The following is a 13946-nucleotide window of genomic DNA, read 5'->3' on the forward strand; positions in this document are numbered from 1 at the left end:
ACGTGTCGCTGTCCGATGCTGATCGGCTGATGCTGTTGACCCCCCGCGCCGGCCGGCTGCGGGCGGTGCTCGATACCGACACCTACAACGAGATCGACGACCAGTATGCGCTGGTCCAGGCAGTGCTGTCGCCTGAGCGGATCGGCCTCGAGGCGATCTATGCCGCCCCGTTCCACAATTCACGTTCCGATGGTCCCGGCCATGGCATGGAGTTGAGCTATGGCGAGATTCTGGAGTTGTTGCAGCGGCTCGACATCTCGCCCGAGGGCTTTGTTTATCGCGGCGTCAACGACTATGTCGGCCCGGCCAAGCTCGCCCGACCGGCGGCGGCTGTGGACGACCTGATTGCCCGGGCCCGCGCCGGCTCGATCGATGATCCGCTCTACGTCATCGCCATCGGCGCCATCAGCAATGTCGCCTCGGCTTTGCTCAAGGCCCCCGATATCATCGACCGCACCGTCGTCGTCTGGCTCGGCGGGCATGCCCTCGATTGGCCGCACCAGCGCGAGTTCAATCTGAAGCAGGATGTCGGCGGCGCCCAGGTGCTGTTCGACAGCGGCGTGCCGCTGGTGCTGGTGCCCTGCATGGGCGTCACCTCGCACCTGCACAGCACGGTGGCCGAGATCGAGCGCTACGTCGAACCCTGCGGCGATATCGGCAAGTTCCTCGCCATGCGGTTCAAGGAGTATTCTGAGGATCACCTCGGCTGGTCCAAGGAAATCTGGGACATGGCGGCGGTCGCCTGGCTGCTCGATGCCGACTGGACCCCGAGCGTTCTGGTGCCGACGCCGATCCTCACCACCGAGATCACCTACAGCACCGATCGCGCGCGCCACCCGATGCGCTACGTCACCCATGTCCGCCGCGACCCGATCCTCAGGGACTTTTTCCTGAAGCTGCAGGCCGCGACGGCGTTGTAGCGAGAGGGCCTCGGGCGAGCTGATCCACTGCGAAGTGAGCGAAACTGCAGATCGGCGAACTTGCCACCGGGCAGCACCCCAAACTCGATGACAGCCGGTGGGTGGGCCCAATCGAAGTCCAATCGGCTTCGCTGACGATCACCCGCAGCCGTCGAGCCAGCAGCCCTGCCGTGCTCCGCCTACCGCGGCACGCGGCCCTCGACCGGGTGGCCCGGGTCGGTGAAGCCGTGGGTCGAGGCGTGGCCCGGGGTGACCAGTCGATCGACCAGCGCCTCGTCCTCGGCATCGAGCTTGACGTCGAGGGCGCGGATGTAGCTGTCCCAGTGCGCTTCGGTGCGCGGCCCGGTGATTGCCGCGCTCACCAGCCGGTTGTTGAGCACCCAGGCCAGCGCGAAGTCGGCGGCGTCGATCCCCTTGCGCCGCGCATGCGCTGCGATCTCCTGGGCGATGGCGAGCGATTCCGGTCGCCACTCGGTTTCGAGAATACGCTTGTCGCCGCGCCCGGCGCGGGTATCGGCCGCCGGTTCCTGGCCGGGCTGGTACTTGCCGGTGAGCACGCCGCGCGCCAGTGGCGAATAGGAGACGACGCCGAGGCCGTAGTGCTGCGCCGCCGGCAGCTGCTCGGCTTCGGCCGTGCGGTTGACGATGTTGTAGAGCGGCTGGCTGGCAATGGGGCGGTCGATGCCGAGTTGGTCGGCGAGGTGCGCCACCTCGGCGATGCGCCAGCCGCGGAAGTTGGAGACGCCGAAATAGCGGAGCTTCCCGGCCCGGATCAGGTCGGCGATGGCGCGCACCGGCTCCTCGAGCGGCGCATCGAACACCGCGCGGTGGAAGTAGATCAGGTCGATATAGTCGGTGCCGAGCCGCTGCAGCGAATTCTCGACCGTTTCGATCACCCATTTGCGCGAGTAGCCGCCGAGGTTCGGGCCCTTCTTGCCCGAGTTGACGAACTTGGTCGCCAGCACCCAGTGGTCGCGATTGGCCCTGATGCCTTGCCCGACGACTTTCTCGCTCGCCCCGTCGCCATAGACGTCGGCGGTATCGATGAAATTGATCCCCTGCTCGCGCGCCTTGTCGATGATCCGGAAGGCTTCCGGGTCGGGGGTCTGCTGGCCGAACATCATCGTGCCGAGCGACAGCGGGGATACCTTGAGGGCGCTGCGGCCAAGGTAGCGATAGTCAACCATGCGTATGTCTCCTGGGTCGTCTGAAGTCTGCAACTGTTACGGGGTGTCTGCTAGAGCGTTTCGCGATTGGGCACGTTCCACGCCCCACCCACCGGGTCATTCCCGCGAAAGCGGGAACCTCTGTCTTGGTGCCTGCTGCACGATCGCAAAAGGAGTTCCCCGCTTCGCGGGGATGACACCGAGTTTGGTGAACTTGCAGAGCCTCGGCTGGAGGCTTTCGTGACCACCCTAGCCCCGGCGCAACAGCGCAAGCACGTCGCCGCTGGCGGTCTGGCCCGGCGTCGGCGCTTCGTTGCGGTGGAAGTTCACCTGCTGTGGCTGGTACACCTCCTCGAGCTCGGCGCGCTCGGCTGGCGATAGCTCGATGTCGAGCGCGGCGACCGCGTCGGCGATGTGATGCGGCTTGGTGGCGCCGACGATCGGCGCGGTGACAGCTGGATTGTCGAGTAACCAGGCGAGAGCAAGCTGCGCCGGCTTCACGCCGCGGCGCTCGGCCAGCTCCACCACCCGGTCGACCACCGCTTCGTCGGCGGCGCCGAGAAAATCCTGCACCACCTTGGAGCGCTCCGACCCGGCCCGGCGGCTGCCGGCGAGGAGGCCGCGCGCCAAGGGGCTGTAGGGGATCACCGCGACGCCCTGGTCGAGGCAAAGCGGCAGCATTTCGCGCTCCTCCTCGCGATAGAGCAGGTTGTACTTGTTCTGCATCGAGACGAACCGGGCGAGCCCGTTGCGCTCGGCGATGCCCTGCAATTTCATGAACTGCCAGGCATGCATGCTGGAGGCGCCCAGATGCAGCACCTTGCCGGCGCGCACCAGGCCATCGAGCGCCTCCATCACCTCTTCGAACGGCGTCAGCGGGTCGAGGCGGTGGATCTGGTAGAGGTCGATATAGTCGGTGCCAAGCCGGCGCAGGCTGTCATCGACGGCGTGCCGGATGTGTTTTCTCGATAGCCCCTTCTGGTTGAGATCGGGGCCCATGGCGCCGAACACTTTCGTCGCAATGACGACGCGGTCGCGGCCCGTGCCGAAGCGCGTTATGGCACGGCCGAGGATCTCTTCGCTCAGCCCGCTCGAATAGGAGTCGGCGGTATCGAAGAAGGTGAAGCCCGCTTCGAACGCTGCCCGATAATGCTCCTGCGCGTCCTCCTCGCTCAGCGCCCAAGCCATCCAGTCTTTCGAACCGTAGCTCGAACAGCCGAAGGCGAGGCGGGACACCTGGATGCCGGTGGTTCCGAGGGGGACATACTGCATTCTCATCTCCGTGGGCCGCCGCGACCGGGGCGGCGAATATCGTTCGCGGCGGCCGGGCCCGGCCTAGACGCATACTTCGCGACAGCACCGATAATGAGCACGGATTATCTTGTCTATGGAATTAGTAGACTTTAGGTTTTGATCACCCTGAGAGGCTTGTGAAGCCGGCTCGGCCGTCGACCTTCCTCGCCGCCCAGCCGATTTCATGCGCCGCTCAGGGACCAGTTTCCTGAAGTCGAACGAGGGTCTCAGATGTCGCTGCAACAACCGACAGCCGATCAGTCAGCGCTGCAGCCCAGCAATCCCGGCCTGTCGCTGCCGCGGCTGAAACTGCCAGTGATCCTCGTGGCGCAGATCGCCGTGCTTACCGTGGTGCTGCTCGCCGTGCAGCACGCGGTCGATAGCGGCGCGGTCAAGAGCATCTACCTCGCCTCGCCCACCCAGGTGCTTGCGGCCTTCCCCAAGCTGGTCGAGGAGCAAAATCTCCTCTTCCACCTCTATGTGACGCTCTCGGAAGCGGCGGTCGGCGTCCTGATCGGCGGCGTGCTCGGCGTCGCCACCGGCATCTACATGGGGCTGTTTCCACGGGTGAACCAGTTCCTCAACCCGTTCCTCGTCTGGGCCATGGCGGTGCCCAAGGTGACCATCATCCCGCTGCTGACGCTGTATCTGGGCATCGGCTACGGCCACAAGGTCTTCATCATCTTCCTGTTCTCGTATTTCCTGTTCGTTTTCAACACCATAGCCGGCATACGGCAAGTCCAGGAAAGTCATGTGAAGGTGGCCAAGACGCTGGGCGCCTCGCACCGGCAGATCGTCTGGAAAGTGATCCTCCCCAGCGCCATCCCCTCGATCATGGCGGCCGTGCGCATCGAGGCGGCGACCTGTCTCGTCGCGGCCCTGTTCGCCGAAATGGTCGCCTCGAAGGCCGGCCTCGGCAACCTGCTCAACAAGCTCACCGGCATCTACGACACCGCCGGCACCTTTGCCCTGGTGATCCTCATCACCACCATCTCGCTCATCATCATCTTCCTGGTCGAATGGCTGGAGAAGCGGGTGCTGCTCAAATGGAAGTACGCCTGACCGGCGCGCTCCCCCTCACTCTCCACACCTGAACCGACTGACGAAAAGGAACTGCCATGCGCAGGACGAGACCGCATTTTGTCGCCACCCTCCTTGCCGCCGCAGCGTTGGCGCTTGGTCTGAGCGGCACCGCCACGGCGCAGGACGCGCCGGTTCGCAAAACCATCAAGCTGCTCGATACGCTGAGCTACACCCAGCAGCCGATCAATTTCGGCATCGAGAAGGGCTTCTTCGAAGAGGAGGGGCTGGATGTCGAGTTCGTCGCCGCCCAGGACACCGTCGGCGCCGTCGCGACCAACGAGCTGACCTTCGCTTTCGGCCCGACCAGCACGTTCCTCCGCGCTGCGGCGCTCGGCGCGCCGATCAAGATCATCGCCTCGGCCTTCCGCAACAAGGGCGCCTTCTGGCTCATCGCCAAGCCCGAGATCAAGACCATCGCCGACTTGAAGGGCAAGACCGTCGGCATCGCCACCGAGGGCAGCGGAATGGCCGTCTACACCCGGGTGATCCTGCAAAAGAGCGGCATCGACCCGGATAAGGATGTGACCCTGTTCGCCAATGGCACCCAGGCCCAGGCTTATGGCACGCTGACCGAGGGCCAGGTCGATGCCACCATCATCCACCAGCCCTTCGCCGCCCTGGGCGAGCTCGAGGGTAAGGCGCATGTGCTGGCGCGCGGTTGGGAGTTCCTGCCGACCTATCACACCGGTGTGCTGATTGCCGGCGACGACGTCATCGCCAACGATCCGGAGCTCTTGGAGCGCGGGCTGCGCGCCTACTTCAAGTCGTACGAATACGCCAAGGCGCATTACGACGAATACATCCCGTGGTTGCAGGCCCGGCTGAAGCTCGACCCCGAGGCGGTGCGCCAGGCCGTCGAGCAGGAAGATGACATCTGGGAAGACAACCCGGATGTCGATCCGGTCGCCATTGCCGACACCCAGCAGATCGAGATCGAGCAGGGCAACCAGGACGCTCCCTACGACGCCAGCAAGTACATCGACCTGCGCTTCATCCCCAAAGACTACGTCAAGGCCTTCTCCTATCCGGCCGACAAGTCCCAGGGCTGAGCCCCGCTACGCCCAACCAGGAAGTCGATCATGTCAGTGTTCACCGTCACCGCGCTCGACAAGGTGTTCCCCGGAGCATCGCCGGTCCGCGCCCTCGACAAGATCGACCTCACGATCGAGGCGGGCGAGTTCGTCGTCCTCCTCGGCCCTTCCGGCTGCGGCAAGAGCACGCTGCTCGAGATCCTCGCCGGGCTGCAATTGCCGAGCGCCGGCGAAGCCCGCTTCCACGATCAACCAATCGCCGGGCCGGGCGGCCGCGGGCTCGGCGTCGTGTTTCAGGATGCCTCGCTGATGCCGTGGCGCACCATCGCCGCCAATGTCGGGCTCGGGCTCGAAATCCGCGGCGAAAGCAAAGCCAATGCGCAGCGCATCATCGATCGGCACCTGGATCAGGTCGGCCTCACCGGCTTCGGCAGCAAGTACCCGCACCAGATCTCGGGCGGCATGAAGCAGCGCGCCGGCATCGCCCGGGCGCTGGTCAATGACCCCGAAGTGCTGCTGATGGATGAGCCGTTCGGCGCCGTCGACTACATCACTCGGATCAAGCTGCAGGAAGACCTGATCTCGATCTGGCAGCAGCACAACAAGACCATCGTCTTCGTCACCCACGATGTCGGCGAAGCGGTGTTCCTTGCCGATCGCATCGTGCTGCTGTCACCGCGCCCCGGCCGTATCGCAGAGACCTTTGCCCTCGACCTGCCGCGGCCGCGCCGGCGCGGCGATCTCGAACTGCTGAAGCAGGAAGCCCGCGTCTACGAAGCGCTGCACGCGCTCGAGGCAGAGGCGCAGACCCACGCTGCCGCGTAACCCCATTGCATTGAAGGAATTTCGGTCATGACCACGCCAAAGCAGATCCGTCTCGGCTACCTCTACGAGCCGCATGGCAGCCACCCCTCCGGTTGGCGCCACGCCGGCGGCCGGCATAACCCCTTCGCCGCTGCTGAGATCGTAGCGCTCGCCCGTCTCGCCGAAGCCGGCAAGTTCGATTTCTTCGCCATCGGCGACCGGCTGACCGCCGACGCTACGGACGCCGCCAACCCCTCGCTGGCGGCGCGCACCGAGCCCTTCACCACGGCCTCGTTCCTCGCCACCAAGACCAGCCGCATCGGCCTGCTGGTTACGGCCAACGCCAGCTACTACGAGCCCTACAACCTCGCCCGGCTCACCGCCTCGCTCGATCACGTCACCCATGGCCGGGCGGTGTGGAACGTCGCCACCGGCGCCACCGCGCCGGCAGCGAAGAACTACAGCCAGTCCGAGGCCGACGCCGCAGCGCACTATGGCCGCGCCGGTGAAGCGATCGACGTGATCCGCGAGCTCTGGGACAGCTGGGAGGATGGCGCCTTCATCCGCGACAAGGCGACCGGCGCCTTCGTCGACGGTGACAAGATCCACCCGATCAACCACCAGGGCCAGCTGTTCAGCGTCAAGGGCCCGCTCAACGTCGCCCGCCCGCCGCAAGGCCAACTGGTGCTGGCGCACGAGGCTGGCACGCCGCTCGCCAACGAGTTGGCCGGCCGCGAAGCCGATATCGTGTTGTCGCGCCCCCTCGATATCGCCGCCGGCAAGGCCTTGCGCGATGAGCTCCGCCAGGCTGCCACGGCGCAGGGCCGCGATCCCGACGCCCTCTGGGTACTGGTCGAGATCACCCCGATCGTGGCCGAGACCGATGCGGCCGCCGAAGCGCTGCTCGCCGAGCTCAACGGCCTCGGCGGCACCATCTCCGGTGCGGTCATCGTCGGCGGGGCCGAGCGGATCGCCGATCAGCTGGCGGCCTGGGTTTCGGCCGGCGCTGCCGACGGTTTTGTCGTGCGGTCCGCCACCTTGCCCGACCAGCTCAACCAGTTCGTCGAGCGCGTCATCCCGGAGCTGCAGCGGCGCGGCCTCGCCCGCACCGAGTACCGTGCTGCGACGCTGCGCGAGAATCTCGAGCTGCCCGCCGTCCCGAACCGTCTCGTCGCCTGAGGAGCCCTGGATCATGACCGAATTGAAACGCGAACTGCATCTGGGCCTGATGTTCTGGGGCACCGGCACCCACCCCGCCGGCTGGCGCTGGCCCACGGCCAAGGCCGATGCTGCCTATGACATCGAGTATCTGCAGCAGGTGACGCAACTGGTCGAAAAGGCCAAGTTCGATTTCCTGTTCTTGGGCGACAAGCTGGCCAGTGAGCCCGGGCTGCAGACCACCAACCCGGCGCAGATGTCGCGCCTTGAGCCGTTCGCCGCCGGCGCCAGCCTTGCCGCCGCGACGTCTCAGATCGGCATCGTGGTGACCGCCAACCCGACCTATTACGACCCGTTCACCCTGGCCCGGCTGTTCGCCTCGCTCGATCATCTGAGCCAGGGCCGCGCCTCGTGGAACATCGTCACTGGCGCCGATCCGCATGCCGCCGCCAACTTCTCGCGCGATGCCCATTGGGATGCCGAACAGCGCTATGACTGGGCCGACGAGTTCGTCGGCATCGTCAAGGACCTGTGGGACAGCTGGGAGGATGGCGCCTGGAACCCCGATGCGCAAACCGGCAGGGCGCTCGAGCCGGCCAAGGTCCATGCCCTCAACCACAAGGGCCAGCATTTCACCGTTGCCGGGCCGCTCGATGCGCCGCGCCCGCCACAGGGGCACCCGATCATCCTTCACGCCGGCACCTCCGATCGCTCGCGCGAACTGGGGGCCCGCGATGCCGATGCGATCTTCACCAGCCACGCCACCATCGAGAGCGCTCAGGCCTATTACCGCGACATCAAGGATCGGGCGCACAAGTATGGCCGCACCGATGCCGATATCGCCATCCTGCCCAGCCTCACCCCGATCGTTGCGCCGACCACTGCCGAGGCGGTGGCGATCTACGATCAGCTCAACAGCTACCTGACCCTCGATCCCGAGGACAAACCCGAGGGCCCGGGCGCCTTCGGCGGACGCGGCGGAGCCAAGAACCGCAACCTGACCACGGCCTCGAAAGCCTTCGGCGTCGACCTCCTCGATAACGACCATGATGCGCCGGTGCCACCCAGCGTGCTCGTCGCGGCCAGCGACGAGGGTAAGCGCCTGTTCGCCGAAATCACCCGGCTGACCCGCCGCACCGTCGATGGCCCGCAGCGTATCACCTATCGCGACCTGATTATCGGGGCGAGCCGCGGCACCAGCACCGTGGTCGGCAACCCCGACGAAGTCGCCGACTACATCGAGGCGTGGTTCACTGATGGCGCCGCCGACGGCTTCAACATCTTCCCCGCCTATGTCGCAGGGGCAGTGGAGGCCTTCGTCGACCTGGTGGTGCCGGTGCTGCAGGCGCGCGGCATCTACCGCACCGACTATGCCGGCCCCACCTTCCGCCACCATCTCGGCCTCGAGCGGCCGGAGAACCGGCTGGTTGCCCGAGCCCGGGCCGCTGCCGAACGAAAAACTGCTGTCTGAGGAGTACCAGTATGGGCAAGCGCCAGCGCGAACTGCATTTCGGCCTGATGTTCTGGGCCGGCGGCACGCATCCGTCGGGCTGGCGCATGCCCAGCTCGCACGCCGCGGCAGCCTTCGACATCGCGTTCCTGCAACAGGTGACGCAGATCGCCGAGCGAGCCAAGTTCGACTTCCTGTTTCTTGGTGACCGGCTGGCGAGCGACCCGAGCCTGCAAACCACCAACCCCTCGCAGATGTCGCGGCTCGAGCCGTTCGTCTCCGGCGCCAGCCTTGCCGCGGCCACCAGCCATATCGGCATCGTCGTGACCGCCAACCCGACCTACTACGACCCCTACAACGTGGCGCGCCTGTTCGCTTCGCTCGACCATCTGAGTGAGGGGCGCGCCTCGTGGAACCTCGTCACCGGCGCCGACGCGATCGCCGCCGCCAATTTCTCGCGCGACGCGCACTGGGACACCGAGCAGCGTTACGACTGGGCCGACGAGTTCGTCGCTGCGACCAAGAGCCTGTGGGACAGCTGGGACGACGAGGTGCGGCCGGCCGGGCACCACGGGCGCTATTTCGACATTGCCGGACCGCTGACCGTCCGTCGCCCGCCGCAGGGCCATCCGGTGCTCCTCCACGCCGGCACCTCGGACCGCTCGCGTGAACTGGGGGCGCGCGATGCCGACGTGATCTTCGCCGGCCAGCCGACCATCGAGAGCGCCAAGGCGTATTACGACGACATCAAGAGCCGCGCCGCCAAATATGGCCGCGGCCCCGACGAGATCGCCATCCTGCCCGGCCTCACCCCGATCGTCGCCCCGACCACCGAAGAGGCGGTCGCCATCTACGATCAGCTGAACAGCTTCATCGCGCTCGATCCCGAAGGCGAGGCGAGCGGCGAGAAGCACTATGGCGCGCTCGGCCGCGGCGCGCGGCTGCGCAACCTCGGCTCGGTCTCCGACGTCATCGGCGTCGATGTCCGCGGTTCCGGCATCGACGATCCCGTGCCGCAGCGCGTGTTCGACGAAGCCAATGCCGATGGCCGCAAGGTCTTCGCCGCGATCACCAGGCTGACCCGCCGCACCGTCGGCGGCGAACGGCCGATCACTTTTCGCGACCTGATATTGGGGATCACCGGCATGGGCGCGGTGGTGGTTGGCAACCCCGAGGAGATCGCCGACTACATCGAGCACTGGTTCAACGAGAAGGCGGCGGATGGCTTCAACATCTTCCCCGCCTATGTGCCCGACGCGGTGTCCGCCTTCGCCGATCTGGTGGTGCCGCTGCTGCAGGCGCGCGGCATCTATCGCAAAGACTATTCCGGCCCGACCTTCCGCGACCACCTCGGCCTCGAGGTCCCGGCCAATACCCTCATCAAGCATGCCGACGCCGCGGAGTAATCGGATGACCATCGACCATCGCGCCAAGGTGCTGATTACCGCGAGGGAACTCGACGCCCTCCTCACTGCCGGCCGGGCGCCGGTGCTCCTCGATATTGGCGGTGTTCGCCCTGGTGCGACGGACGCGCGCAGCACCGGGCTGCCCGGCGCCGTACCGGTGGATCTCGCTACCGAGCTTGCCGGGCCCGGTGGCGGCACCCTCGGCAACCGGCCGCTGCCTGACATCACCGAGCTCGAGGCCAATGCCCGGCGCTGGGGCATCCGCGAGGGCGCAGCTGTCGTGGTCTATGACGACAAGCATGGGCTGCAGGCGGCGCGCGCCTGGTGGGTGCTGCGCTGGGCCGGCATCGAAAACGTGCGGCTGCTCGACGGCGGCCTCAGCAGCTGGCTCGCCGCCGGCTACGCCACGGCCGAGCTGACCCGCGTGCCGGACCTCGGCAATATCAGGCTCAGCCACGGCCACCTGCCGGTGCTCGATGCCGATGCCGCCGCCCGGCAGCCGCACCGCGGCGTGCTGCTCGATGCCCGTGACGCCAATGCCTATGAAACCAGCGGCCACATTCCCGGCGCCCTGAACGCCCCGGCCAAAGGCAACCTCTCGGCGGCCGGCACCTTCGCCTCGGCCGAAGACCTGCGCCTCCGCTTCGCGGCCCTGGGCGCGCTGGGCGCCGATGTCGGCGTTACCTGCGGCGCCGGCGTTTCGGCCGCCCACGACATCCTGGCGCTGGCCAGCCTCGGCCAACCGGCTGCGTTGTTCGTCGGCTCGTGGAGCGCCTGGAGCGCCGATCCGGCGAGGCCGGTGGCGACGGGGCCTTCGCCGGGGTGAGGTAGCAGCCTTTGCTCACCATCGGGCTGCACAAGCTGATCCACCAACTCGGTGTCATCCCAGCGAAAGCTGGGACCCATCTATCCGCTGGCGCGGGCTGCGAGTTGGGTCCCAGCTTTCGCTGGGATGACAGCCGGTGGGGAGGAGAGGGGGGAGCTCATCTCGACTGAAGGCTTATCGAGGGCGGTCCGCCTACGCCCCCCGCGCCGCCTCGACGATCGGCGCCACCGCCCGCCGCAGCCCTTTCGGCTCCAGCCCGGTCACCACGGCGCCAACCAGAATAGCCCCGATCCCCGCCGCCTTCAGCCGCGGCGCATCCGCTGCGGTGAACTTCTTCTGGCTCGGCGCGATCACCGGGCGGCCCGCCATCGTGACGATCTCGGCAAAGCGCGTGAGGTCAGCATCGTTGAGCGGCTGGCCATATTCGGCAAAGCGCCCGATCGAGGCTTCGACCATGGCGCCGGGGATGGCGCGGATGGCGTCGATATCGGCCTCACCGCTGTCGCTGTCGAGCGCCAGGATCGGCTTCAGCTGCGATTGCAGCAGATGCGGCTGCACGTGCTGCAGATAGATGTTCCAGCCTTCGACGCCGTAATCGGCCAGCGCCTCGAGCTCATCAAGGCTCGGCTGGGTTTCCTGCCCGCTCATCACCAGCATGGGTTTGCCCAGTTTCGCCAGCGCTTCGATGAACCCGCGTTCCTCGCTGAAACTGCCGAACGTGGTGCCGCTGGCCCGGTGATAGGCGTTGAGGTGGAACTTCAGCCCGAACACCCCGGCATCGACCGCCGCCTTGGCGAGGTCGAGATCATGCCGGCCGAGGGAAACCAGCACCGGCAACTCTCCGGCGCGCATTGCAGCTTCGATCATCGTCTCAGCCCTTCAAGCCAGTATGAGCCAACCCTTCGATGAATTGGCGCTGCGCGAAGATGAACACCACCAGCACCGGCAGGGCGGTGAGCGTTGCGGCGGCGAGCTGGGTGTTCCACATCGGCCCCTGGTAGACGTCGACATACTGGGTCAGCGCCTGCGGCAGGGTGAAATTGCCGGGGGTGGTGAGGAAGACGATCGGCTCGAGATAGAGGTTCCACGAGTGGAGGAAGGTGAAGATGGCGACCGCCGCCAGCGCCGGCTTCGCCAAGGGCAGGGCGATCTGCCAGAAGATGCCGAAGCGGCTCAGCCCATCGACCCGCGCCGCCTCCTCGAGCTCCACCGGCAGCGCGATGAAGAACTGCCGCATCACGAAGGTGGCAAAGACGCTGGGGGCGCCGAAGATCGGCACGAGGATCAGTGGCCAGTGGGTGTTCACCAGCCCCCATTTGAGGAACATCTGGAACAGCGGCACGATGGTGACTTCCGACGGGATCAGCAGCCCCAGCAGCACCACCATGAAGATCAGGTTGGCGCCCGGGAACTTGATCCGCGCGAAGGCGTAGCCGGCCATCGAGGAGACCGCCATCGTCCCCACGGTGACGATCGCCGCGATGTAGCAGGAGTTCCAGTACTGCTGCGCGAAGGGCTGCAGCTTGAACACTTCCGCATAAGTCGACCAGTCGAAGCGCGACGGGATCAGCTCGGGCGGGAAGGCGAAAATGTCAGAGATCGGCTTCACCGAGCTCGTCACCATCCACCAGGTCGGAAAGACGAAGGGGATGGCGAGCACGCAGAGCAGGCCATAGAGCGCGACACGGGCGCGCGGTGAGATGTCGTTGGGGGAGCTCTCAGTTTTCATAGAAGACGATCCGTTTGCGCATCTGCCACTGCGCGAAGGTGAGCACTGCGACGATCAGGAAGAGGAGGATCGAGATGGTGGCGCCGTAGCCGAAGCGGTGGAACTGGAAGGCCTGCTGGTAGAGGTAGTAGACCAGAACCGTAGTCGACATCCCCGGCCCGCCCTGCGTCAGCACTGCGATCTGCGCGAACACCTGGAGCGAACCCACAATGGTGATGATCATGGTGAGCAGGATCGTCGGCGAGATCAGCGGCACGGTGATCGCATGGAACTGCGTCCAGCGGCTGGCGCCATCGACGCGCGCCGCCTCGTAGAGCTCGCGCGGCACCCCCTGCAGCGCCGCAAGGAACAGCACCATGTTAAGCCCGACATTCTTGAACACCTGCACGACGATCACCGAGGCCATCGCGGTGGGCGGCGAGCGGAGCCAGTTGGGCCCGGTGACGCCTATGACCTGCAGCAGCCCGTTGATGCCGCCATTGGCCTGCAGCAGGAAGTTCCAGACGATGGTCCAGGCGACCAGCGACACCACCACCGGTGAAAAGAAGATCGTGCGGAACACCGTAATGCCCCTCAGCTTCTGGTTCACGAGAATGGCGAGCAGCAGCGCGAGCGACAGGTTGAACACCACCAGCCCGGCCGAAAAGATCGCCGTGGCGCCGAGCACTTCCGGCAGCGCCGGATCGGCCGCGAGCTTCTTGTAGTTCGCATCGCCGACGAAGCGGAATGTGCCGGCCAGCACGTTCCACTCATGCAGCGAGTACCAGACCACCAGCCCGAGCGGGATCAAGACGAACAAGACGATGCCGCAGAGCTGTGGCGCGATGAACAGGTAACCCGCGAGGCTATCCCGCCGCTCCATGGTCCAGAACGGCCGCTTGCGCGATCGGTCAGCGGTGAGAGCGGCAGTGGGCATTGGGAGTCCTGTGGGCATGGGCAGTTGGATAGTGTCGAGCGGTCGGGGCACGGATCCCTTCTCCCCTCAGGGGAGAAGGTGGCGCGGAGCGCCGGATGAGGGGTGAAGAGCGGCGGCATGCTGGCTCTTCGAGCATGTGGAGAGATCGCACCCCTCACCCAGCT

13 protein-coding genes are annotated in these 13946 nt (G+C 66.2%); 8 read left to right on the forward strand and 5 right to left on the reverse strand.

Annotation, left to right across the window (positions count from 1 at the left end; translation table 11 throughout):
* Positions 1 to 2 precede the first annotated feature (2 nt).
* Positions 3 to 920: a nucleoside hydrolase gene (locus ASC89_RS12375; RefSeq protein ID WP_055998192.1), complete on the forward strand. Its 918-nt coding sequence runs from the start codon at positions 3 to 5 to the stop codon at positions 918 to 920.
* A gap of 179 nt (positions 921 to 1099) precedes the next feature.
* Here ASC89_RS12375 and ASC89_RS12380 read toward each other — a convergent pair whose 3' ends face one another.
* Positions 1100 to 2107, reverse strand: a complete 1008-nt coding sequence (locus ASC89_RS12380; protein WP_055873206.1) for an aldo/keto reductase — start codon at positions 2105 to 2107, stop codon at positions 1100 to 1102.
* Between the two features lie 228 nt (positions 2108 to 2335).
* Entirely contained in the window at positions 2336 to 3358 is a 1023-nt protein-coding gene (locus tag ASC89_RS12385) for an aldo/keto reductase (protein ID WP_082533345.1), read from the reverse strand.
* Positions 3359 to 3610: 252 nt separating this feature from the next.
* On the opposite strand from ASC89_RS12385, the gene ASC89_RS12390 reads away from it, so the two are divergent.
* From ASC89_RS12390 to ASC89_RS12420, 7 genes are read left to right on the forward strand one after another with little or no spacing between them, the layout of a single operon-like run.
* Positions 3611 to 4441, forward strand: a complete 831-nt coding sequence (locus tag ASC89_RS12390) for an ABC transporter permease (protein WP_200940447.1) — start codon at positions 3611 to 3613, stop codon at positions 4439 to 4441.
* 56 nt (positions 4442 to 4497) lie between these two features.
* Positions 4498 to 5511 (forward strand): ABC transporter substrate-binding protein, encoded by a 1014-nt coding sequence (locus tag ASC89_RS12395; RefSeq protein ID WP_055998195.1) that lies wholly within the window; start codon positions 4498 to 4500, stop codon positions 5509 to 5511.
* Positions 5512 to 5541: 30 nt separating this feature from the next.
* On the forward strand, positions 5542 to 6318 hold the full coding sequence (locus tag ASC89_RS12400) for an ABC transporter ATP-binding protein (RefSeq protein ID WP_055998198.1): 777 nt from the start codon (positions 5542 to 5544) through the stop codon (positions 6316 to 6318).
* Between the two features lie 27 nt (positions 6319 to 6345).
* Positions 6346 to 7476 carry an LLM class flavin-dependent oxidoreductase gene (locus ASC89_RS12405; protein WP_055998201.1) on the forward strand — a complete coding sequence of 377 codons (1131 nt, stop codon included), beginning with the start codon at positions 6346 to 6348 and terminating at the stop codon, positions 7474 to 7476.
* A gap of 13 nt (positions 7477 to 7489) precedes the next feature.
* A complete protein-coding gene (locus ASC89_RS12410; RefSeq protein ID WP_055998204.1) occupies positions 7490 to 8926 on the forward strand; it encodes an NtaA/DmoA family FMN-dependent monooxygenase in 1437 nt (478 codons plus the stop codon).
* 11 nt (positions 8927 to 8937) lie between these two features.
* The gene (locus ASC89_RS12415) at positions 8938 to 10311 is read left to right on the forward strand and encodes an NtaA/DmoA family FMN-dependent monooxygenase (RefSeq protein ID WP_055998208.1); all 1374 of its coding nucleotides are present in this window, start codon (positions 8938 to 8940) and stop codon (positions 10309 to 10311) included.
* 4 nt (positions 10312 to 10315) lie between these two features.
* Complete coding sequence (locus ASC89_RS12420; RefSeq protein WP_055998211.1) at positions 10316 to 11137, forward strand: sulfurtransferase; 822 nt, start codon at positions 10316 to 10318, stop codon at positions 11135 to 11137.
* Positions 11138 to 11329: 192 nt separating this feature from the next.
* Here ASC89_RS12420 and ASC89_RS12425 read toward each other — a convergent pair whose 3' ends face one another.
* From ASC89_RS12425 to ASC89_RS12435, 3 genes are read right to left on the reverse strand one after another with little or no spacing between them, the layout of a single operon-like run.
* Positions 11330 to 12004: a hypothetical protein gene (locus tag ASC89_RS12425; RefSeq protein ID WP_055998214.1), complete on the reverse strand. Its 675-nt coding sequence runs from the start codon at positions 12002 to 12004 to the stop codon at positions 11330 to 11332.
* A 4-nt stretch (positions 12005 to 12008) separates the two neighbouring features.
* Positions 12009 to 12866, reverse strand: coding sequence for a carbohydrate ABC transporter permease (locus ASC89_RS12430; protein ID WP_055998217.1), 858 nt, complete (start codon positions 12864 to 12866; stop codon positions 12009 to 12011).
* Positions 12856 to 13782, reverse strand: coding sequence for a carbohydrate ABC transporter permease (locus tag ASC89_RS12435; RefSeq protein ID WP_055998220.1), 927 nt, complete (start codon positions 13780 to 13782; stop codon positions 12856 to 12858). Before ASC89_RS12435 ends, ASC89_RS12430 begins: the two co-directional genes overlap by 11 nt.
* Between the last annotated feature and the right edge of the window lie 164 nt (positions 13783 to 13946).

This window comes from Devosia sp. Root413D1 (assembly GCF_001425235.1).
In the GTDB taxonomy this organism is placed as follows: Bacteria; Pseudomonadota; Alphaproteobacteria; order Rhizobiales; family Devosiaceae; genus Devosia_A.